The following is a 21911-nucleotide window of genomic DNA, read 5'->3' on the forward strand; positions in this document are numbered from 1 at the left end:
GATTCCGCTCGACGCCGCCGGCCCCTTTGGGAAACTCGACTAAAGTCCGAGACCGAGTCGCATCAGCAATTGGGCGGCGCTCTGCATCTACCTTGCACCGTCCCAGTTGAGGTTCCGCTTGCGGGGGTCGCGCTGGTCGTTTCCCTGAGTAACTGGCGCTATCAGGGAGCAGGGTCTGTCGAAGCAGGCTGTGATGCCGGGTGCTCAGGAACCTCGGGATACAGCTCTGGCGGCAGGCCCACCGTGAATCCGTCGTCGCGGACGAACGTGCCGTTTATGTCGATCGCGCGGGAAACGTTATTGCTGCCGTCTGTCAATTGGACGGCCACGCCACTTCCCATCTGTTCTCCAATTACCACAGTGACGTTCTGTGGGGTGATGCCCCGTTCGGCTAGGATTTCCCGCGTCTTGGCGACCATTGAATCGTCCAGAACGCCACCCGGGAACGGCGCAGTCACTCGGCATACCCCGTCCCGATCGGCGGCGTAGGCGGCAGACACCAGGCCCTTGCCGGCTTGCTCCAGAGAACCAACCGGCTTACGTCCATCGCAGGTATCGCCCGAGTAATCCCGGAATACGGAACACCCCGTCAAGACGCCTGCGCAAAGCACCAAACCGACGACGCCCAATCCAGCTGACTGGTACTTATTCGGGAATCGCCCGCTCCACCGTTCAAATTTGATCATGCAGACCATTATTGCCGAACCATTTCCAGACGCCGTGCTACCGCTCCGTGTTACTGGGCCTCGATTGATGGCAAGGTCAACGCACTTCAGCTTCCGTCAATGACCAACTGGTCCTGGGCGACCCGGTGAAGGTTCCTCTTAAGGACACGGAGTTGTTGTGCAGACAGTCTGTGGATTCGAGATCGATTGAGACTATTCGCTGTCACGAAGTCACCGAGAGAGGGAGATCAGAGTTCGTCGAAGTAACGTTCCTCGGATCCAGGAAGCAGCCGATGCGACGCAATGCAGAATCTCTCGTCCCAATCGTCTGGCCTGTGGGGCCACGCCTCAACCAGCCATTTTGGCGGCTTGGTCGAGTAGCCGACAGTGACTCTTTTAGCTTGCAGGTCCCAGAACGACGCGTCCGGATCAAACAGGCGAACCCCTTCTAAATACAGGTATTGAAAGGGGCGGGCCTTCGAAGCCAGCACTATCCCCTTGAGGGATCCAATAACGGTGAAACTCACGACCTCGGGCCACCCGCCAGCAGGTGCAACGACCTCTATGCTCCCCGATTGATTGATTTCGACCTCGTCCAGTTGGGTAAGCCGGTCCCATGCCATAAGATCTGCAGCACCCTTCACGCGTTGCAACAGGACCTTGCGTACTGTTTTCGCCATGTGCCTGAGCAGATCGGGAGTTCCGCCTTCGATCTCCAGATCTTGCAGATGAGGAGAAGCAACGAGTTGCTCGGTGACTCCTTGCGCGTATGGCATGATCAATCGGGTCAAGGCCATGACCTCATTTCCCGAACCGCCATAGGTCAGTATGCCATCGCACTGATGAATGATTAGCGATGAGAGCAACGGCAGGTTCTCAATCCCCGCCAAGTCAATGTTGCCACCATCATCCAAGTTAATTGAAACAACTTGGACATCCGGCGCTATGGCAACGACCTCGTCCGCGAACAGTCCAGTTTCGGGTAGTTGGCGAATGATGGCGAAACGAAGCCGTGCATCGGAATTCTGGGACATTCGGACTTTTCCGACTTTGTTGTTCCAAATCAGCCCTGAAGCCGATTCATGCCTAACCGACATGCCTGCCCTTTCCTGTTTCATTCGGTTTTTACGCTGCTTCGGCACGACTATTACTAATCGCCCCCCAGATCTCACGAACTATGTTGCTGTCCCCGGGTAGCATGCACCTCTAAGCCTGCCGAGATCGCCTTGACCCGGCCCAGCCTGGTCCTCAAATACAGGATCAAAAGCCAGATTACAGCTGCGATGGGCTAAATCTTGATGTCAGGAGTCGTGAGTCTCGCTCGGGTTTCCACTTCAGATTTGCTCCAACCATGTACCGGTTAGAGTTCCCCTTGCGGGCGGCAGTGCTGTGGACTATGAACAGAAATGCTGAGGACTTCGGAAACTGACACGAACCCCGGCGACACGCCGGGGTTTTTTGTGTACGCCCAGCATGGGCATTTACTTGGAGGTGAAAGTCCTCTGGCCGGGAAGATGGTTTAAGGCCTAGCTGAAGGCAACTGCGTCACCGCGAGGTGGGGTGGGAAGGAAGCCGGAGGCAAACCTCTGCACCGAGGAACACGAATCACATGTGAGGCATGTCTGCCGGGGTAAGCCAGCGCAAGATGGTGAAGCCCGCTCCATCGAAACGGCAGATGTGTATATGTGGCGGGCGCAGGGAGAAAGTGAATGCTCTTATCTGGGGAGGTCTGTCCCAGTGCACCACCAGTCTTCTGACTGGGTGGGGCGGTTCTGGCCGAGAGGTCAGTAACTGATGGGGCAGAAGTCAGCAGAGGTCATAGTACCTGCCTAGGAATCGCGTCGGGTGAGGAACCTGATCGTTTGCCTGAGACCCATTGTGGTTGATGAGGGAGGCAGGGAAGGGCTGAACGCTGGGAATTGATGGACTGAAGCATGAGTTCTCGTGCTCACGTGATTATCGCAGAAAACCCACGGACGTGGTGGGGCAGAGAGGGGACGGTACCGGTGAATCCGGGAGAGTATTTTCTTGCGTGTAGCGTTGAGCCGGCGGCTGATGGGAAAGACATCAGGGATCAACAAGTTGATCTGTGGGAGCAAGTGTTCTCGCGCGGTAATTTGTTGATTGCATTGAAACGTGTTGAGCGGAATAAGGGTTCTGCTGGTGTTGATGGGCTTGAAGCGCATGAATTGCGTGATTGGTGCCGTGAGCATTGGATCGAGACTCGGAAGTCGCTTGATGCTGGAACGTATGCGCCGTTGCCGGTGCGTCAGGTGATGATTCCGAAGCCTGATGGTGGGGAACGGATGCTGGGTGTTCCGTCTGTGTTGGATCGGTTGATTCAGCAGGCTCTCGCGCAAGTGCTTTCCCCGATTTTCGATGAGGGGTTCGCACCGATGTCTTATGGATTTCGGCCGGGCAAAAGCGCCCATGACGCTGCTTCGATGGCTCGTAAGGTTATTGAGCAGGGGTATCGGTGGGTTGTGGAGGTTGATCTGGATGCATTCTTTGATCGGGTGAACCATGACGTGCTGATGTCCAGGGTTGCGCGGAAGGTGAAAGACAAGCGGGTTCTGAAGCTTGTTCGGAAGTATTTGACGGCTGGGATCATGGCGCAGGGTGTTCGTCGGGAAACGGTGGAGGGCACTCCGCAGGGGTCGCCTTTATCGCCGTTGCTCTCGAATATCATATTGGATGATTTTGATCAGGAGTTCTGGTCGAGGGATCACCGTTTTGTGCGGTATGCCGATGACATCAGAATTTTTGTGAAGTCGAAACGTGCTGCCGAACGGGTGTTGGGTCAGGCGACGAAAGTCCTTGAGCAACGTTTGAAGTTGAAGGTGAATCGGCAGAAATCAGTGATCAATCCGGCGAGTGTTGCAACGTTGCTGGGTTTTGGTTTCTACTTCGTCAAAGGTTCGAAGGTCAGGATCAGGGTTGCTCCGAAGGCGTGGATACGCATGAAGGAGCGGATTCGGAGGTTGACTTCTCGGCGGTGGAGTGTGTCGATGGACTACCGTATCGAGCAGTTGAATCGTTTTGTTCGGGGTTGGATGGGTTATTTCCGGTTGTCGATGACGGCGGATAAATTTGCCACACTCGATCAATGGTTTAGACGTCGGTTGCGTCAGATCCGCTGGGTTGAATGGAAGCGTCCTCGTACTCGGGTGGCGAATCTTCGTCGTCTGGGGATTGTCAAGGATAAGGCTTACCAGTGGGGAAACAGTTCACGTGCGTATTGGCGTGTGGCGAAGTCCCCGATTCTTCATCGTGCCTTGCCAACTTCTTATTGGGAGGAGTTGGGTGTGCTGTTCTTTCGCCGTGCTTGGGATCGTTTTCAGTGACTTGGCGAACCGCCGGATGCGGGCCCGCATGTCCGGTGGTGTGAGAGGCGGGGGCTAGACACCCCCGCCTACTCGATTATGTGCTCGTTTAGAGCTCTGCTGCTGGTGTGGTTTGGTCGGCCTTTTTGCGAGGCCGGCGACGGGATGGTGAGCCAATTTTGTTCAGCTCGGTTTGCGTCCATCCCTTCTTCAATGCAGCGGCGAAAGCTTGCTTTTCGGCGGCCTTGGCTTACGGTGACGGAATCAGCTGCTTCGGCAGAATCTGACGCTACATCTGAGCTCACTGATGAAGTTAGTAAGTCGGCCAAGGCCACTGACGAAGCCAGTGAGGCTCGGGTTGAGGACTCAAATGAGGCCCCAGCGTCCGAGCCAGCCTCAGAAGCAACCGAACCGACGCCAGCTCGGGTGCAGGAGGAATCGAAATCCGTTAATCCGGAAGTCAAGAGTGTGGCTACCGTACTCCCCGAATCGCCGAAGCAATCATCAAACAGTTTCGGCCTGGTTTCCAGCGATGACCGCTGGGACGAAATCAACGCTCTCTTACCTGAAGGTTCCGAAGACTGGAGCGACGAGCAATGGGAAGTGTTTGTCGAGACCGAAGCTGGGGAAGAGTACTTTCGACAGCTCAATGAACTCCTAGAGGAAGAGTACCCCGTCGAGGATGACTTTGAACTCTCCGAGGAGGAGCAAGCCTTCTGGGACTTAATCCTCGATACCCTCCCACAGGACAGCCTTGAATGGGATGATTCCGAGTGGGAAGAGTACTTCCGCAGCGACGCTGGCCTTGAGTTCATCGAGCAGCTGTTGCCAATCATCGCTGACAGTGTAGAAACCGATGAAGATGCAGCTGATCTTCAAGCCTTCCTCGAAGAAGTCTTTGCCGATGATCCTGAGCTACGTGCGTACTACCTCGAAATGTACTTGGGGATTACAGGCTCTTAAAAGTTAAGCGTGGTGCAGGATGTTCAGCACGGCCGTAGGCCCGCCGTGTACAACAATATCCGAAGCCGATAATGACCATGATTCCGATAGCCTCGACCGATGCGTTTCAGGTTCTTCGCCGTCAGGTTCGCCGCCTCGCTCCGGGCGTTGGTCAACCTCGTTCGTACGAACACCAGCAGCTCCCGCCGCCAGGCGGTCAACGTGCGGAACAATGTTTTCGCCTCGGTCATTTTTGTGGCCTTCACTGATTTCTCCAGCACCGCCCACCGGGACTGGAATTCATGGATATCAGCGGTTTTCAGCAGTTGCCGCACGTGTTCCTTGATTCCATAGATCACTCCGAGTTCCGGGTCTGATTCAAGGATCAGCTTCAGCCGTTCCACCTGCTTGATCGACAGGTTCTCTAAGTTGCAGGTTAGTAGCTTCCGGTACTTGTAGGCCGGATCCGTGGCCCTGCCACGGCGTTCGTGCACTTCGTGGGAACGGCGGCGGCGGACCTGGGTGATCATCAGATTCGCCCGGGCGATCACGTGGAAATGGTCCACGCTGACCTTCGCCTTGGGCAGATTCTCACGCACCGCTTTGCGGAACTCGGCAGACATGTCGATCGCGACGTACTGCACCCGTTGGCGCCAATACCGTGGCCGGTTCTTCAACCACTTCTTTACCGCTGTTCCGCGGCGTCCGTCCACGATATCCAGGATCTTTCCGGTGTCCAGATCGGTGAAGACGATGGACCACGGCTCAATCCGAACGACTTTCCCGGTCCGGCCAAGGGCGTAGCGGACTTTGCGGAACCGGTGCTCATCGATGCCCAGGCGCCGGATGAACATCCGGTCCACATTCCCGACGAGTTCACCGACGGTGGTCAGTCGGGCCATGACCGTTGGCCATGACACCCCATGCGCTGCGGCGACCCGGGACACGGCTCGCAGTTCGCAGCTCATCTCGTCCACGAGCCGTTGGGAGAGCCTGGTGGTGATCCGTGCGCGGAAGGGCAGTTGCTCGGTGGTTTGCACGAACGAACGGCGTTCGCAGGCAGGTTCTTGGCAGGCCATGCGGCGTTTGCGTACCAACACCTGCAGGTCGTCACCGCCGGCGGGCAGGTCCTTGACCTGGTGCACCGGCCTTGCTTGGATTCGGGTAGTCAGTACCCCGCAGGAGGGGCAAGCGGCTTCGGTTTCGATGGGCTCAACAAGTACCTGCCGTCCGGCAAGTTCCTGAGTCACGGTGATGACGCGGTAGTCGGTGAGGTTCAACAGAATCGACGCAGCATCGATTCGGCCGGTATCCTTGATCACGGCTCGTAGTTCCTTGCGTATGAATTGTTTTAGTCAACATCCATTTTCGCAGAAGGGACTGCGAGACTCTTCTATATCTGTCAAGCCGTCAGCGGTAGCACTTCCGCAGATTCCAGAATCTTGTATATTCGGCGTGCCAAAAACCGCTTGATGCATCTACGGATCTCTTTCAACGTCTTGCCTTCCGCCGTGCGTTTGACCACGTAGGCCCGGGTCTCCTCGTCATGGGTCATCCGTACCATCGCAGCGGTATGCAGGGCCTTGTTCAACCGCCGGTCACCTCGACGATTGAGCCGGTGGCGCACCGTGTTCCCTGAAGATGCAGGGATGGGATTCACGCCCGCAAGAGAAGCGAATGCAGCCTCCGAACGCAACCTGCCCTGATGGGACCACGCGGCCACGCAGACCGCCGCCACCACCGGACCGATACCGGTGAGCTCAAGTAGTTCCTTGCCTTCGCTGAGCTTGACCAGCTCAGTCATCTGAGTCGTGTTTTCCTTGATATGCGTGTCCAGTTCACCGACGCGTCGGGCCAACCGCACGGCTTCGGCACGGGCAACCTGCGATTCGATGGTTTCCTCCCGGCTCCGCCACCCCGCTACCTCGAGGAACTGAGTGCTGCTCAAGGGTTTGCGGGCATCGATGCCAAGCGAGGTCACACGCAGCAGTGCGGTGAGCGCGTTGACGTATTTCGTACGCTCCACAGCCAGCATGTCACGGGCCGTCACCAGCACGCGCAAAGCAGCGCGGGCACCGTCATTGAGTCGCGGAACACGCAGCTTCTGCACCTCGATGGGTAGCGCGGCGGCAGCCATGCGCTGGGCATCCAACGGATCAGTCTTACCCACGCCGCGCCCGGCTTTCTGGTAGCCGCTAGGTGCTTCGGCGACCGTGTAGCCGGCATCGGTGACCGCACCGGTGACTACGGCACCGTAGGAGGCTGTCCCTTCAATTATCCACAGGGTGCTGGCATCGGCTCCGGTGCGCCTGCCGACCCAAGCGATAGCGCGTTTGATGCTGGAACTGGTGGCGGGAAAATCCCTGGTTTCCACGTGTTCGCCGGTATAGGTGATGATGGAATAGACATGCTTACGGGCGTGGGTATCCACTCCGATGATATAGGAGTAGGTCTTGGCAACGGTCTGCGGGAGGATAGTCATACGGCTTGGTACTTTCTTCTTTTCACGGACAGGATCTTCGGCCGTGCGGCCGGTACCAGTCCGGGAAGGAAGTCACCGTTGGAGCAACACTGTGATGGGTCACACCCTGATAGGTGGACATTCTTCTGATCAGGCTACCGAGGTGGGCCGGGTTGGCGCCGGCCGCCCAACAACGTAGACAGACAATTCTCGCAAACGACACCTCAGGGGTCAGCCTTACTTTGAGTCATGCCCACGTCGGAGGGAAGCCTGGCATCTACCCTGCCAGCTGATCCCAGACCAGCCACTACAAGACTCACAGCCTTACTTCTTTTTCGGGTCACCACGCTAAAAATCGAAGAGCCGGATTACACCGGAAACGACGGATGGTTCAACTGGTGGCTCCGAAACTGTGGACGAACCTGAGGTTTCAGAAAGCGAACGACCCGTTGCTGACGCTGAAATCAAGCCCGTAGGTTCAATCGGCAAGACAATCGTTACCAAGGCGCAAAAGGCAAGCAAGTCCACTGAACCCGTAGCGGTTGTTGAGGCCTCAGCGCCTGCACTGGCCAACACAGGTTTTGATGGTTTCTGGGCTGCTGGGGTTGGGATACTGCTAGCCATTGGCGGTGTGGTATTTATTGCCCGCTCACGCAAGGCTTCTGCGAAGTAGCTTAAGCCGATAACGGTCCCGTAATGCAGCTGACGCTGGGAAGCACCAAAGGGTGGTTCCCAGCGTCAGCTATTTGTGTATCAGTGGCCCAGATGCGAGCCGGAATTCAAGTGGTGCCACGAACGGTTGTGGTAAACCAATGCGTCACCAAGCTCGCCTGGTTGGGAGTCGCGTGCAATGTGTGACTGCAGTCCGCGAGCCACGATGACCGTTGAGGTCCCTGCTTGGATGCGTTCCACAACCTCGCACCGTACCCAAGCGCGGACGTTATCAAAGACAGTTTCGCCGGTGCTCAAACGAGTCCATGTCTGGTCCTGGGCAAAACGATCTACCCCGCTGGTAGCACCCAACTTAGCCAGCTCAATGTCATGCACATCCAAGGAATGAACGACGACCGTCTGAGCGCGAGAGAGTCCGTCAGAGGCAGAGGAGAGCGCCGAAATTGAGAAGACTAGCAATGGCGGATCTACGCTGATGGAGGCAACCGATGTTGCGGTGAGGGCAACTGGGCCCTGGCCAGCATCGGCAGTGATGACACTGACCCCACCCGGGTGCCCTCGAAAGACTGCTTTGAAGTCTTCTGCGGGCAGGGAGTCGGTTGCGTCTATCGAGACTTTAGACACTGGCACCGACGAGCTCCTCGCGCAGGATTCCGGCTCCGGCGTTTAAAGCACTGAGCTTTGCCAGCGAGACATCGCGAGGGAATGGAGCCATGCCACAGTTGGTGCTGGCAATGAGCTTGTCTGCGTCAACAAATTCCAGCGCCTTACGTAGGGTCTGTGCGACTTCTTGTGGGGTCTCAATGGCAACATTGGCTACGTCGATGGCACCGAGCATGACCTTCTTGCCTCGAACCATCTCAACTACTTCAAGCGGCACGTTGGAATGGTGAGATTCCAAAGAAACGGTGTCGATGGTTGAAGCCTGCAACAGTGGGAAGGACTTCTCATAATGGCGCCACTGAGCGCCCAGAGTGGCCTTCCAATCGTTATTGGCCTTGATGCCGTAACCGAAGCAAATGTGCGCAACGGTTTCTGCCTTCAAACCTTCGCAAGCACGCTCCAGCGCTGCGATGCCCCAGTCAGCAACTTCATCAAAGAAGACATTAAAGGCTGGCTCATCAAACTGGATGACATCCACGCCGGCTGCTTCGAGTTCCCTGGCTTCTTGGTTCAGGATGGTAGCGAACTCCCAAGCGAGCTTTTCGCGACTCTGGTAATGAGCATCATACAAAGTATCAACCATGGTCATCGGGCCAGGCAGAGTCCACTTGATGGGCTTGTCGGTAAATGTGCGAAGGGCCTTTGCGTCCTCGACAAAAACTGGCTTTTCGCGTTCCACGGCACTAACGACGGTAGGCACGCTCGCGTCGTAGCGGTTGCGGATTCGCACCGTCTCGCGCTTTTCAAAATCAACACCGCTCAGGTGCTCGATGAATGTGGTTACGAAGTGCTGACGGGTCTGTTCTCCATCACTAATGATGTCGATGCCACGCTGGGTCTGTTCGAGGACCGCAGCACGCATGGCGTCTTGCTGGCCTTCGCGCAATTGCTCGCCTTCAAGCTTCCATGGGGACCAGAGCTTTTCAGGCTCGGCAAGCCAGGAAGGCTTGGGTAGGCTGCCGACAATTGACGTGGGGATAAGCGGGGAAGTCATACGTTATCTTTCGGATTCTTAGGCGACAGGAGTCGGGTAGGAAGAGGACCACTGATCGAGCAGTTGGCGATTCGGGATGATGAAGTGCTCTTCGGTGAACTTGCCTTGGATCTTGCCCAACTGAGTTCGTTCTTCGCGGTCATAAAAGACACGGGTGGGGGAGAAGTCCTCGGCGCCCAGGCTCGGGTGGTACACGGAAGGTGCTGCCGAATTGGCGTTGTAGATTTCCGGACGGTAGATCTTCTGGAACGTCTCCATGGTGCTGATGAGGCTGATCAGCTGAAGGTTCGTGTAGTCATTGAGCAGGTCGCCGCGGAAGTAGAAAGCCAATGGCGCAACAGCGCCCGGCGGCATGAAGTAGCGGACGCTCAAGCCCATTTTCCCGAAGTAGGCATCGGTCAATGAATTTTCGTCCTGGTGGTATTCCAAACCGAGCACTGGATGGCTGTTGCCGGTGCGGAAATAGGTCTTGGAAGTCGAGACGCTGATGCAGATCACCGGCAGCTGGGCAAAACGTTCACGGTATGCCTGTGAGTTCAAAAAATGTTGGAAGAGCTGTCCGTGGAGATCGCCAAAATCTTCTGGAAGCACCGGAGCTCCGCTGTCATTACATGAGGCTGGAAGCACAACGCTGAAGTCGTAATCGCGGACATAAGAAGAAAAATTATTGCCGACCATGCCCTGGGACCGAGTGCCGGTGAGTTTATCCACGATCGTGGTTTCAAGCACTTCTAAAAGAGGAAATTGCTTGTCGGTATTATCGGCAGAAAAATGCACATTTGCGGAAATGATTTCCAATTCCAGAGAATAACGGTCGCCCTGGGGATTGTCCCAGTGAGCCAAGGAATTGAACCGGCGGTTGATCATCGTCAGGGCATTGCGCAGGTTCTCTTCGCGGCGCTCTCCGCGTGCCAAATTAGCGAAGTTTGTCGTGGTTCGCGAATTTGTCGAAGGGGAGTAATTCTCGTCGAATCTGGTGGTGCTAATGCTGAAATTTAATGCGTCTGCCATGATGGCCAATCTGTATTTGGGAGGCCTGGGCAGGCCGAGGGGAAGTCGATGCGTCAATCATGCAGGGAGATTCTTGATATCGGGTAACTCGATATAACTATGGATTCATATAGACTCTGGCTATGGTACAGGGAACAAATGGATTGACGCTGCAGCAACTTCGCTATTTCGTGGCGGTCGCCTCGGAGGGGTCGATCTCGGCTGCCGCCGACCTCATTTACGTCGCGCAGCCCAGCATGTCCTCAGCGATGAAGGAACTTGAATCACGGGTGGGGCGCACCTTGCTGATGCGCTCGGCCAGGGGAGTGACACTCACCGCCGAAGGCGCAGAATTCCTGGGCTACGCCCGGCAGGTGCTCGAGCAGGTGGAGCTTCTTGAACATCGATATCTCGGCCGACCCTCAGCCCGGCGGCTGCTGGGCGTCTCGACCCAGCACTACTCCTTTTCGGTGGATGCCTTCGTGCGGATGGTGCAGGCCAGCGGGGCCGAGGAGTACCAGTTTTCGCTGCGCGAGACCCGCACCGAGCAGATCATCGAGGACGTGCGCACGCTGCGCAGCGACATCGGGATCCTGTACCGCAACGACTTCAACCGGAAGGTCATCGACAAGCTGCTGCGCGAATCCCGGCTGGTCTTCCACCCGCTGTTCCTGGCCGATCCGCATATTTTCATCTCGCGCAGCAACCCGCTGGCCACCCGTACCCAGGTCACGCTCGAAGACCTCGAAGACCTGCCCCGGCTGACCTTCGACCAGGGGGCGAACAACTCGTTCTACTTCGCCGAAGAGGTGCTCTCCACGCGCTCCAGCCAGCGCGAAATCCAGGTCTCGGACCGCGCCACCATCTTCAACCTCATGATCGGCTTGGGCGGGTACACGATCTCCACCGGCATCATCAGCGACGAGCTGGACCCCCTCCATCGTGGCCATCCCGCTGGCCATCGAGGAGCGCATCGAAATCGGCTGGATCGACCACGCCGCCATCCCGCTCACCGACCAGGCCCAGCGCTACCTGCAAGAAGTGCGCACCGTGGTCGCCAGCTTCGGGGTAGAAGTGCTCGGCTGAGCCGCCAGTGGCGTAACTCCCGGTCACCGAGCACCGGCACATCGTCACAAACTTCCAGCAAAACCTCTACATCACGCCGATTCATCTCAAAACTTCGCGTCATAAAGTGCTGCCGGTCACCGCGTCATCATGACAACGAGAAGTCATATGAAGCCTGGCGGCCTTGTATGAAGCCGGCCGCCCGATAACGCTTGCACCGTTTGCGGCCCATGGCCAACCATGGAGGAACAACAAACCATCAAGAGCGACTAAGAGATCTGGCTCGTTGACGTCGCAGCAACCATCGGGAAACCGAAAGGTGCTAATGCCAGGAACGATGGAGCAGTTCCGAACGCGTTTTTGCGTACTGTGCTTCGTGCCGCCGCACGATGCCAATCGGTGCACTCCCTCGCAGAGAAACGAGGAGGAGCCATGAGCCAGGAAACCGACGCGGTGCACGCAGGGTACCGCCCGAGCGGAGACTTCCGCCCGATGCTGCCGCCACTGCACAATTCCGCGGCCTACCAATTCGCATCGCATGCCGAAGCGATCGAGAAGTTCGCCCTGCGCCAGGCCGGCTTCACCTACTCGCGCACCGGCAACCCCACCGTCTCGATTCTCGAACAGCGCGTGGCCGCCCTGGAAGGCGGGGCCCACGCGGTGGCCACCGCCACCGGGCAGGCCGCCGTGGCCCTGTCCCTGCTTGCCCTGACCCAGGGACCCAAGCACATCGTGGCCTCCTCCTCGCTCTACGGCGGCACCGTGGACCTGTTCACCGACACCTTCGCGGACTTCGGGATCCGCGTCAGCTTTGTCGACCAGGCCGATCCGTCCGCTTGGGCCGCTGCCATTGAGTCGGACACCCGGGCGTTCTTCCTGGAGTCGGTCTCCAACCCGCTGTGCACCGTGGCCGACATCCCGGCCATTGCGGCGATCGCGCACGAGCGCAACATCCCGGTGGTTGTCGATAACACCCTGGCCACGCCGCTGAATGTGCGCCCGCTGGAACTCGGTGCGGATATCGTGGTGCACTCGGCCACCAAGGGATTGGCCGGGCACGGCTCGGTGCTCGGCGGGGTAGTGGTGGATTCGGGAACTTTCGACTTCTCCGATTCCTCCCGCTGGCCGCAGATCGCCGCCCCGCGGGTGCGGCTGAATGGCACGTCGCTGCTTGAGCGCCACGGACCGGCCGCCTACGCGATGCTGGTGCGCTCCAAGTTCCTGCACGACCTGGGCCCGACCCTGGCCCCGGCCAGCGCCCAGGGCATCCTGGCAGGCATCGAGACCCTGCCGGTGCGCGCCGCCCACGTGCAGCGCAGCGTCACCAGGCTGATCGACGCGCTTGCCGAGTATCCGGGCATTGCCGCCATCCACCACCCGTCGTTGCCCGAGCACCCCAGCCACGAGCTGGCCCGGGCGCTGGCGCCGAAGGGCACCGGCTGCGTGCTGGCCATCGAGCTGGCCCACCCATCCCTGGTTTCCCCGGTGATCGACGGGCTCAAGCTGATTTCCCTGGCCGCGAATGTGGGGGACACCCGCACCATGGTCTCCCACCCGGCGACCATGACGCACTGCCGGCTCTCGGAGCAGCAGCTGGCCGACGCCGGCCTGAACACCTCCACCCTGCGCCTGTCGGTGGGATTGGAAGACCCCGCCGACCTGCTCGCAGATATCACCCAATCGCTGGATCTTGCATTGGCCGCAACCCAGGCCACCGCCGGCACCAAGGAAGTGAGTTTCGCATGAGCGGCTTCAACACCCTGGCCGTGCACGCCGGCCAGCACAAGGATCCGCACACCGGTGCGGTGATCCCGCCGATCTACCAGACCAGCACCTTCATCCAGGACGGCATCAACGTGCTGCGCGCCGGGCACGAGTACTCGCGCGGCTCCAACCCGACCCGCAACGGCTTCGAATCCCAGCTCGCCGCGCTGGAAGGCGGCGCCGCCGGCTTCTCCTTCGCTTCGGGGATCGCCGCCGAAGACGCACTGCTGCGCGCAGTGCTGGAACCGGGCGACCACATCATCCTGGGCGCCGACGGCTACGGCGGCACCAACCGGCTGATCTCCAAGCTGCACGGCAAATGGGGGATCACCTCTTCCGCGGTGGACATCACCAACCTGGATGCGGTGCGCGCCGCGGTGCGCCCGAACACCGCGCTGCTCTGGGTGGAGACCCCGTCCAACCCGCTGCTGGGCATCGCCGACCTGGCCGGCTGGGCAGCCATCGCGGCCGAGCACGGCGCCCTGCTGGTGGTGGACAACACCTTCGCCACCCCGTACCTGCAGCGGCCGCTGGATTTCGGCGCCCACGCGGTGGTCCATTCCACCACCAAGTACATCGGCGGGCACTCCGATGTGCTCGGTGGCGCTGTCATCGTGGCCGACCACCTGCACCGCGGGCAGAGCCTGGCCGAAGCCGTGGGCTACCAGCAGTTCGCCGGGGGAGCGGTCTCCGGTCCGCAGGATTCCTACCTGGCCGCCCGCGGGCTGAAGACCCTGGGCCTGCGCATGGAACGCCACGGGGCTACCGCCTCCACCCTGGCCCGCTGGCTCGATGACCAGCCCGAAGTCACCCGCGTCTACTACCCGGGACTGGAACGCCATCCGGGCCACGAGCTGGCCAAATCCCAGTCCGCGGCCGGCCGCGGCTTTGGCGGGATCCTCTCCTTGCAGCTCTCTGATGAAGCCGCCGCCCGCGCCTTCGCCCAATCCATGGAGTACTTCCAGCTCTCGGTCTCCCTGGGCGGGGTGGAATCCCTGGTCTGCTATCCGCGCGAAATGACCCATGCTTCGCTGATCGGCACCCCGCTGGAAATCCCGGCCAACCTGGTCCGCCTCTCGGTGGGCATCGAGGAAGCCGACGACCTGATTGCTGATCTGGAACGCGGCCTGGCCGCCGCCCGGGCGACCCAGCCGGTACACAAGCCCGCCGTCGTGCGCGAGAAGGCCCTAGAAAACGCCTGATCATTTCGGTCCGCGATGATCGGGCGGCGCGCCCCTTCCCTGGAGAATAGTAGTTGGGGAAGGGTGGAATCATGATCGGAATTCTCAATCGGCTCATCGAGCATATCGAGGCTCAGCTACGCGCCGAGATCAACCTCGCTGACTTGGTCTAAGGCACAAGTCCGAGCACTCCGGGCAGCCTATCGAGGCTGTTCCGATCCCGGGTGCAGCATGCCGGCGCAGAGGTGCGAAACGGATCATCTGGATCCGTGGGAGAAGGGCGGGCGCACTGATATCAAGTCTGCGGTGTTGAATTGCTTGATTCACCATACGGCCAGGCATTGCGGGTTGTTCCAGGCGGTGAAGATCCCTGGGAGCCGGCCGATGGTGCTGTTGCCGCCGGGGTTGGATCCGGCGCAGAATTTGCGGATCAACACCTATTTCATGACTCCGGCCGAAGGGTTGGAGGCCGAAGCATTGGCGGAGGAGACCACGGTGAAGTGGCGTGCTGGGTTGCTGGACGTCGAAATCGCCCAGCCATGAGCAGCACGCACAATGCTTAAAGCGAAAGGTCCTGGAAGCAGTGCGCTTCCAGAACCTCGCAAACTCTAGGCGTTGGCTTCCAGATGCTTGGCTGCCAGCACGAGATAGTGATCAGCGTTGGTCTTCAACCCGGCGACTTCTTCATCGCTCAGTTCGCGGCGGACCTTGGACGGAACACCTGCAACGAGGGAACGCGGCGGAACCTGGGTGCCTTCCAGCACCAGTGCACCTGCAGCAACCAGCGACTGCTCGCCGATCACCGCGCCGTTCATGATGGTCGCGCTCATGCCCACAAGGCAGCCGTCACCTACGGTGGCGCCGTGCACCACGGCCGAGTGGCCCACCGAGATGCCCGCACCCAGGGTGCAAGGAAAACCCTCATCGGCGTGAAGCACGACGTTGTCCTGCAAGTTGGTGCCTTCACCCACACGAATCGGCGCCGAATCGCCGCGCACGGAGACGCCATAGAAGGCGCTGGCACGGTCAGCCAGCTCGACATCGCCGCTCAAGGTGGCGGTAGGTGCTACGAAAACGTCCTGGCCGACCTTCGGGGTCGCGCCGTCAATGGTAATGATGTGCGTCATTTCACCTACTGTAATGGCCAAGCATTGCAACGGCGAGTTCGCTACCGAAGATCTCAAGTCCGCGTGCGGGCCGCGGCCGGTAGCGCGCGCTGCCATTCCAGGTCCTCCTCGGCGGCTCGCAAAGTCGGGCCCAGTTCCTGCGCGGCTGCTAGCAGCAGCTGGCTAGCCGGTACCGGTGCGGCGAAAGCCACCTGCGCAAAAGGCCCTCGGCGCCGGTGAACACCTGCGTCCGATGCGCGTCGTGGGCACCATCTAGCGCACTGTCCGGCTGCGCCCGCCAGAACGAGCGTGCGGTGTCCGAATCTCGGCACAGCGCATAACTGCTGCTCATGGCCAGAGGGTAAGCCAGCGGATCTCCGGCGAGAGATTGCCGGTAGCGCGGCCGATGGTGCTCTGGCAGCTGCGGCGCCTGGGCCTTCAAGGCCTTGCGGCGCTTGCCAGATGCCCTGAGCAAAGGCCAGCACGCCGAGGCGGCAATCAGCAGGGCGACGACGGCTATTGCTGCATAATCCATGCCTACGAGAAGACGATGGTGCGCTGGCCGTCGAGCATCACGCGATGCTCAGCATGCCACTGCACGGCGCGGGTCAGCGTCCGGCCTTCCACGCTGCGCCCTAGCTCAACGAGCTGCTCGGCGGTGCGAGTGTGCGAGACGTGGGTGACTTCCTGGTCGATGATCGGACCTTCGTCGAGGTCCGCGGTGACGTAGTGCGCGGTGGCACCGATCAGCTTCACGCCGCGTGCATAGGCCTGGTGGTACGGCTTGGCGCCCTTGAAGGAGGGCAGGAAGGAGTGGTGGATGTTGATGACCCGGCCTTCCATGCGCTCGCACAGCGAATCCGAAAGGATCTGCATGTAGCGGGCAAGCACCACCAGTTCGATGCCGTAGTCCTCGGCGAGCTTGAGCAGCTCAGCCTCGGCCTGGGACTTGTTCTCCTTGGTCACCGGCAGATGCACGAAGTCCACCCCGTAGAAGTCGGCCATCGGCTTCAGATCCAGGTGGTTGGAGACGATCACCGGCACATCGATGGCCAAGGTGCCGGCACGCTGGGCGAACAACAAGTCATTGAGCGCATGCCCGGCCTTGGAACACATGATCATGGTGCGGGTGCGCTTGGCGCCATCGTCCACACGGAGGGACATGTGGAAGTCATCGCGGATGGGCGCGAGCCCCGCGCGGATCTGCGCCAGCGACTGCTCGGTGGCGACCTCGATGCGCATGAAGAAGGTGCCGGTCTCCGGCGAGAGGAACTGCTGGGACTCGGTGATATTGCAACCGGCACCCAGCAGACCTCCGGAAATGGCGTGGACGATGCCAGGGCGGTCGATGCAAGATAGGGTGACGATGTACTGGTTCATGGATTCTAAGGTAGCGCCCGCCAGCGATGTTCTGCCAATTCCGTGAGCTACGTTGCGCTCACCGGCATCCGCTGCACATAGCGCGCGGCCGCCAGCGCCGCCTTCCTCCCAGCCCGGGTAGCACCCAGCGTCGAAGCCGAGGCGCCATAGCCGACGAAGAACAGCCCCGGCACCTCTACCGCCGCGACCCCGTCCTCCAGCAGGATGCCGCCGGCCGCGGTGTGTGCAGCTTCAGGTCGCGCAAATGCCGGTGGGCATGGCGGAAACCGGTGGCCCACAGGATCGCATCGATCTTCTCGCGCGACCCGTCGGTGAAGACCACCGCCTCTGATTCCAGATGGTCGATCTTCCCGCGCGAGACCAGTGCACCGGAAACGATTCCTGCACGCATCGCCGGCGTGAGCAGCAACCCGGTGGTGCCCACCACCGACTTCGGCGGCAGTCCCGCACTGGTGCGCTCGTTGACTTGGCGCTCCACTTCCTGGCCCCATTCGGCTCCGGTGGGAACCTCGCGCCAGTCCGGTGCGCTGCGCGTGGACCACAGGGTATCCACGCCGGCAGCGCGCAACTGCACGATGAACTGGGTGGCACTGGCGCCGGCCCCGACCACCAACACGCGCTGCCCGGCGAATTGCTGTGGGGAGACGAAGCCATTTGTGTGCACCTGCGGACCATCGAAATGCCCGGGGTAGACCGGCCAGAACGGATTGGACCAGGTTCCGGTGGCGTTGATGATGGTGCGCGCCCGGTAATCGGCATCGGCGTGCACCACGAAGTGCTCGCCGTCCTGCTGCACCGAGGTCACCGGTGCGCCGTGGCGTACCGGCAACGCGAAGCGCTGTTCGTATTCCGCATAGTATTCGGACACCACGTCCGAGGCCGGTCGGGTGGAATCCTGCACCTCAAGCGGGAAATCGGGCAAGGGGTGGATATGATGCGCGTCGCCCAGCGTGAGGGTGTCCCAGCGGTGCTGCCAGGCCCCGCCTGGTGCAGGGTTCGCGTCGAGCACCAGGAAGTCGATGCCGCGCTTGGCCAGATGGTAGGCGGCGGCAAGCCCGGCTTGCCCTGCGCCGATCACGATTGTCGAGTACACGCTCAAGGTAACCCTGCGCACTTCAAAGTCATTCCCGAAGCCATTTTCGCTACACTGGAACGCGTGACTGGCGTTAGGTGGGTAACCACCAGGGAGCTAATCGTGCGAGCCGCGCGCCTGGGTTTGCACACCACCCGCCTTGGGAACAGGGCACCTACGGAAGGAACAGCGTGAGCGCACGCATTCTCGACGGCAAGGCCACCGCGGCCGCCATCAAGCAGGAACTGGCCGAACGCGTTGCCAAGCTCAAGGCTGCCGGGCACACCACCGGACTGGGCACCATCCTGGTTGGCAACGACCCGGGCTCGGCCTGGTACGTCGGCGGCAAGCACAAGGACTGCGCCGAAGTGGGCATCGAGTCGATCCGCGTGGACCTGCCCGAGGAAACCACCCAGGACGAGCTGCTGGCCAAGGTGCGCGAGCTGAACGAGAACCCGGACTGCACCGGCTACATCGTGCAGCTGCCGCTGCCCAAGCACATTGATACGGACGTGATCCTCGAAGCCATGGATCCGGCTAAGGACGCCGACGGCCTGCACCCGATGAACCTGGGCCGCCTGGTCGCCAACGTCAACCGCCCGATGGCCTCCCCGCTGCCATGCACCCCGCTGGGCTGCGTGGAGCTGCTGGCCCGCCACGATATCGACCTGAACGGCAAGCACGTGCTGGTCCTGGGCCGCGGCGTGACCATCGGCCGCCCGGTCGGCCTGCTGCTGACCCGCCGCGACGTGAACGCGACCGTCACCCTGGCCCACACCGGCACCACCAATCTTCCCGAGCTGCTGGCCCAGGCCGATGTCGTCATCGCCGCCGCCGGCGTGCCGCACATCATCAAGGCCGACGCCATCAAGGAAGGCGCGATCGTGCTGGACGTGGGCGTTTCCCGCGTTGATGGCAAGGTCACCGGCGACGTTGATCCGGCTGCTGCCGAGGTCGCGTCGTGGATCTCGCCTAACCCGGGCGGCGTGGGTCCGATGACCCGCGCCATGCTGCTGAACAACGTGGTCGAGGCCGCAGAACGCAACGCCAAGTAAAACAGCCCATTGGGCATGAGAAATGGCCTGTTCCCACTTTGGGAACAGGCCATTTGCATCGGGGAGGGCATTCGCGCTTCTGGAAAAGAGCGGTGGCCCGTCCCCAGAGGGAACGGACCACCCCTAGAGGCTTGGTTTCTAGACGTCTTGGGTCGCCTTCACCGCATCAGCACGGCGCTTGTCGAAGACCAGCGCGCCGACTTCCTGCTCGGCCTGGTTGCGGAAGGACAAATCGATGCCCGAACGGTCGCGGATCATGCTCACCGCGGTGAATGAAATCGCGACGACGATCAGCAGGTAGACGGCTACCGCGGTGGTGCCGCCGGTCGCCTGCACCAGCGCCTGGGCGATGGTCGGGGCGAACGCGCCGCCGACGATCGCGCCGATCGCGTAGGAATTCGATACGCCGGAGAAGCGTACCGACGCCGGGAACAGCTCCGAGTACAGTGCCGCCTGCGGGCCGTAGGTCAGCCCCAGCCCGATGGAGAACAGGCCGAAGGCCGCATACAGCAGGACCAGCGAGCCCGAGTTCACCAGCGCGAAGACCGGGAAAAGGGAAGCGGCAAGGATGATGAAGCCCAGCTGGTAGGTGCGCTTGCGCCCGATCCTGTCGGCGAGGTATCCGGCCACCAGGGTCATGACCAGCCAGACGGCGGCGCCGAAGGCCACTGCGATGAGCACGTCGGTGCGCTCCAGCCCGACAGGCCCCTCGGGGTTCGTGGTGTAGGCCTGGAAGAAGCCGCCGGTGGTCATGTAGCCTGCGGCGTTGTTGCCGGCGAAGACCAGCGCGGCAATGAGCACCAGTGGCCAGTGCTTCTTGAACAGCACCAGGATCGGCACGGCGGTCTGGGCCTTGTTCTCGCTGATTTCCTCGAAGACCGGGGACTCGTCCACCGAGCGGCGCACGAAGTAGCCCACGGCGATCAGCACGATCGACACCAGGAACGGAACGCGCCAGCCCCATTCGAGGAACGCATCGCCGGGGGAGATCACCCCGGTCATCAGCGCCATGGTGCCCGAGGCCAGCAGCATGCCCAGTGGCACGCCCACCTGCGGGTAGGAGCCTGCGCGGCCGCGGTGGCCGTCGGAGGCGTGCTCGACGGCCATCAGCACCGCGCCGCCCCATTCGCCGCCAGCGGAGATGCCCTGCAGGATGCGCAGCAGCAGCAGCATGATCGGCGCCCAGATGCCTGCGGTCTCGTAGGTCGGCAGCACGCCGATCAGCGTGGTGGCTGCACCCATCAGCGCCAGGGTCAGGACCAGCATCGCACGGCGGCCGATCTTGTCGCCGAAGTGCCCGGCCAGGAATGCGCCCAGCGGGCGGAAGAGGAAGGACAGGCCGACCGAGGCGAAGGAGATCAGCAGCGCGATGTCCTGGCCAGCTGGCTCGAAGAACAGCTGGCTGAAGACCAGGCCTGCTGCGGTGGCGTAGATGAAGAAGTCGTACCACTCCACGGTGGTTCCGATGACCGTCGCGAAAGCTACGCGGCGCTGGTTGGCCTTGGCGGCCTTGGGTTGTGTCATAGTGCTTCCCTTGCGAGTGGTACCGAGACGTCAATCACTGGCACCTGAGTTTTGGGTCACTCCAGTGTGGCACCCCTCATAGGTAAGGTAAACTTCAAATATCTGCAAAACTTCTGAAGGTCGGCTTATGTATTCGATGCGCCATCTGGAAATCATGGCTGAACTGCCCGTCCACAGCACGCTCGGTTCGGCGGCCAGCGAATTGAGGATCTCGGAATCGGCCTTGTCGCAGGCAATTACCGCCATCGAGAAGCATGCCGGGGAGACCTTGTGCCTGCGCCGCAAGGCCCACGGGATCCGGCTCACCGCTTCGGGGCAGCACTTCGCCGCCATGGCCCGGAAGATCCTTTCCGATGTCGGTGAATTGCGTGCAACATTCCCGCAAACCGAAGGAGCGCTGCGCGGACCGGTGCGGTTCGGCTGCTTCGCTTCGCTCTCGCCGCACCTGATCCCGGCCACGCTGGAGGGGTTCGACCACCCCGAGGTGCAACTCGATGTGCGCGTGGGTACCCACGAGGACTTGCTGCCGGCCCTGCGCGAGGGCGAGATCGACGTTGCTTTCGTCTACGACCTGCAGCTGCCCGCCGATATCGACAAGCAGCAGATCTACCAGACCGAGATGCAGGTGGTGCTGCATCCCGAGCACCGGCTGGCCAAGCTCGCCCGGCCGCTGGAACTGGCCGACCTGGTCGACGAATCGCTGATCATCTACGAGTCCGACCCGAGTACCGAGCACCAGCAGCAGCTCTTCGCCTCCCAGGGCTTGCAGCCTAGGATCGCCGCCTCGGTCCCGCAGATGATCCTGGTCTCCGCGATGGTGGGCCGCGGCCTGGGCTACGGGCTGCTCATGCGCCGCCCGAACAATGCCGAGGTCTCCATCGAGGGCCGCCCGCTGGCCTTCCGCGAGCTCAAGGCTCCCAACTACCCGAATGCGGTTGTGGCCATCACCCCGCGCGGGGTGCGCATTCCCGCGCGCGTCCAGGCGCTGATCGACCACTGCACCTGCGCAATGGCTGAGTCCTGGTAGACGCGAACACCTGCAGCGCGCATAATG

General features: G+C 60.8%; 20 protein-coding genes, 1 pseudogene and 1 riboswitch. Of the genes and pseudogenes, 9 read left to right on the plus strand and 12 right to left on the minus strand.

The features are described from left to right. Window positions 1-161: 161 nt before the first annotated feature. Window positions 162-686 carry a hypothetical protein gene (locus tag AARI_RS03945; RefSeq protein WP_013348062.1) on the minus strand — a complete coding sequence of 175 codons (525 nt, stop codon included), beginning with the start codon at window positions 684-686 and terminating at the stop codon, window positions 162-164. Between the two features lie 227 nt (window positions 687-913). Then, complete coding sequence (locus tag AARI_RS03950) at window positions 914-1699, minus strand: hypothetical protein (protein ID WP_157867083.1); 786 nt, start codon at window positions 1697-1699, stop codon at window positions 914-916. Between the two features lie 900 nt (window positions 1700-2599). On the opposite strand from AARI_RS03950, the gene ltrA reads away from it, so the two are divergent. Both ltrA and AARI_RS03960 read left to right on the plus strand, forming a co-directional pair. After that, a complete protein-coding gene (gene ltrA, locus AARI_RS03955) occupies window positions 2600-4009 on the plus strand; it encodes a group II intron reverse transcriptase/maturase (protein ID WP_231849439.1) in 1410 nt (469 codons plus the stop codon). Window positions 4010-4243: 234 nt separating this feature from the next. Continuing rightward, complete coding sequence (locus tag AARI_RS03960) at window positions 4244-4951, plus strand: hypothetical protein (RefSeq protein WP_013348065.1); 708 nt, start codon at window positions 4244-4246, stop codon at window positions 4949-4951. Window positions 4952-4974: 23 nt separating this feature from the next. Here the strand turns inward: AARI_RS03960 and AARI_RS03965 are convergent, their stop codons facing one another. Together AARI_RS03965 and AARI_RS03970 are read right to left on the minus strand one after the other, a co-directional pair. After that, the gene (locus tag AARI_RS03965; RefSeq protein ID WP_013348066.1) at window positions 4975-6252 is read right to left on the minus strand and encodes an ISL3-like element ISAar15 family transposase; all 1278 of its coding nucleotides are present in this window, start codon (window positions 6250-6252) and stop codon (window positions 4975-4977) included. Between the two features lie 80 nt (window positions 6253-6332). Continuing rightward, a complete protein-coding gene (locus tag AARI_RS03970) occupies window positions 6333-7412 on the minus strand; it encodes an IS110-like element ISAar16 family transposase (RefSeq protein WP_013348067.1) in 1080 nt (359 codons plus the stop codon). 391 nt (window positions 7413-7803) lie between these two features. On the opposite strand from AARI_RS03970, the gene AARI_RS03975 reads away from it, so the two are divergent. Then, window positions 7804-8064 carry an LPXTG cell wall anchor domain-containing protein gene (locus tag AARI_RS03975; protein ID WP_013348068.1) on the plus strand — a complete coding sequence of 87 codons (261 nt, stop codon included), beginning with the start codon at window positions 7804-7806 and terminating at the stop codon, window positions 8062-8064. Between the two features lie 80 nt (window positions 8065-8144). Here the strand turns inward: AARI_RS03975 and AARI_RS03980 are convergent, their stop codons facing one another. The 3 genes from AARI_RS03980 to AARI_RS03990 are packed head-to-tail and all read right to left on the minus strand — an operon-like array spanning window position 8145 to window position 10731. Then, window positions 8145-8687: a flavin reductase family protein gene (locus tag AARI_RS03980; protein ID WP_013348069.1), complete on the minus strand. Its 543-nt coding sequence runs from the start codon at window positions 8685-8687 to the stop codon at window positions 8145-8147. Beyond that, a complete protein-coding gene (locus tag AARI_RS03985; protein ID WP_013348070.1) occupies window positions 8680-9720 on the minus strand; it encodes a methionine synthase in 1041 nt (346 codons plus the stop codon). The genes AARI_RS03980 and AARI_RS03985 overlap by 8 nt, the downstream gene beginning before the upstream one ends. Window positions 9721-9738: 18 nt before the next feature. Continuing rightward, on the minus strand, window positions 9739-10731 hold the full coding sequence (locus AARI_RS03990; protein WP_013348071.1) for a DUF1852 domain-containing protein: 993 nt from the start codon (window positions 10729-10731) through the stop codon (window positions 9739-9741). A 122-nt stretch (window positions 10732-10853) separates the two neighbouring features. Here AARI_RS03990 and AARI_RS03995 point away from each other — a divergent pair. The 4 genes and pseudogenes from AARI_RS03995 (at window position 10854) to AARI_RS19575 (ending at window position 15263) form a co-directional block, all read left to right on the plus strand. After that, window positions 10854-11796, plus strand: a pseudogene (locus tag AARI_RS03995) (LysR family transcriptional regulator). Window positions 11797-12028: 232 nt separating this feature from the next. Further along, window positions 12029-12119: riboswitch (SAM riboswitch) on the plus strand. 88 nt (window positions 12120-12207) lie between these two features. Further along, window positions 12208-13521, plus strand: a complete 1314-nt coding sequence (locus AARI_RS04000; RefSeq protein ID WP_013348073.1) for an O-acetylhomoserine aminocarboxypropyltransferase/cysteine synthase family protein — start codon at window positions 12208-12210, stop codon at window positions 13519-13521. Beyond that, complete coding sequence (locus AARI_RS04005) at window positions 13518-14741, plus strand: cystathionine gamma-synthase (RefSeq protein ID WP_013348074.1); 1224 nt, start codon at window positions 13518-13520, stop codon at window positions 14739-14741. Before AARI_RS04000 ends, AARI_RS04005 begins: the two co-directional genes overlap by 4 nt. A 210-nt stretch (window positions 14742-14951) precedes the next feature. Continuing rightward, complete coding sequence (locus tag AARI_RS19575; RefSeq protein ID WP_231849440.1) at window positions 14952-15263, plus strand: hypothetical protein; 312 nt, start codon at window positions 14952-14954, stop codon at window positions 15261-15263. A gap of 65 nt (window positions 15264-15328) precedes the next feature. Here AARI_RS19575 and AARI_RS04010 read toward each other — a convergent pair whose 3' ends face one another. The 4 genes from AARI_RS04010 to AARI_RS04025 form a co-directional block, all read right to left on the minus strand. Then, a complete protein-coding gene (locus AARI_RS04010) occupies window positions 15329-15847 on the minus strand; it encodes a gamma carbonic anhydrase family protein (protein ID WP_041649335.1) in 519 nt (172 codons plus the stop codon). Between the two features lie 148 nt (window positions 15848-15995). Beyond that, complete coding sequence (locus AARI_RS04015; protein ID WP_013348076.1) at window positions 15996-16361, minus strand: hypothetical protein; 366 nt, start codon at window positions 16359-16361, stop codon at window positions 15996-15998. 2 nt (window positions 16362-16363) lie between these two features. After that, window positions 16364-17206 carry a formyltetrahydrofolate deformylase gene (purU, locus tag AARI_RS04020; RefSeq protein WP_013348077.1) on the minus strand — a complete coding sequence of 281 codons (843 nt, stop codon included), beginning with the start codon at window positions 17204-17206 and terminating at the stop codon, window positions 16364-16366. Window positions 17207-17381: 175 nt separating this feature from the next. Beyond that, a complete protein-coding gene (locus AARI_RS04025; protein ID WP_231849441.1) occupies window positions 17382-18320 on the minus strand; it encodes a flavin-containing monooxygenase in 939 nt (312 codons plus the stop codon). Between the two features lie 149 nt (window positions 18321-18469). Here AARI_RS04025 and AARI_RS04030 point away from each other — a divergent pair, with 149 nt between their 5' ends. Further along, complete coding sequence (locus AARI_RS04030; protein ID WP_013348078.1) at window positions 18470-19333, plus strand: bifunctional methylenetetrahydrofolate dehydrogenase/methenyltetrahydrofolate cyclohydrolase; 864 nt, start codon at window positions 18470-18472, stop codon at window positions 19331-19333. 138 nt (window positions 19334-19471) lie between these two features. On the opposite strand, the gene AARI_RS04035 is transcribed toward AARI_RS04030, so the two are convergent. Beyond that, a complete protein-coding gene (locus tag AARI_RS04035) occupies window positions 19472-20857 on the minus strand; it encodes an MFS transporter (protein WP_013348079.1) in 1386 nt (461 codons plus the stop codon). Between the two features lie 127 nt (window positions 20858-20984). Between AARI_RS04035 and AARI_RS04040 the strand changes: the two genes are divergently transcribed. Further along, window positions 20985-21884: a LysR family transcriptional regulator gene (locus tag AARI_RS04040; protein ID WP_013348080.1), complete on the plus strand. Its 900-nt coding sequence runs from the start codon at window positions 20985-20987 to the stop codon at window positions 21882-21884. The last annotated feature ends 27 nt before the right edge of the window (window positions 21885-21911 follow it).

This window comes from Glutamicibacter arilaitensis Re117 (assembly GCF_000197735.1).
GTDB lineage: Bacteria > Actinomycetota > Actinomycetes > Actinomycetales > Micrococcaceae > Glutamicibacter > Glutamicibacter arilaitensis.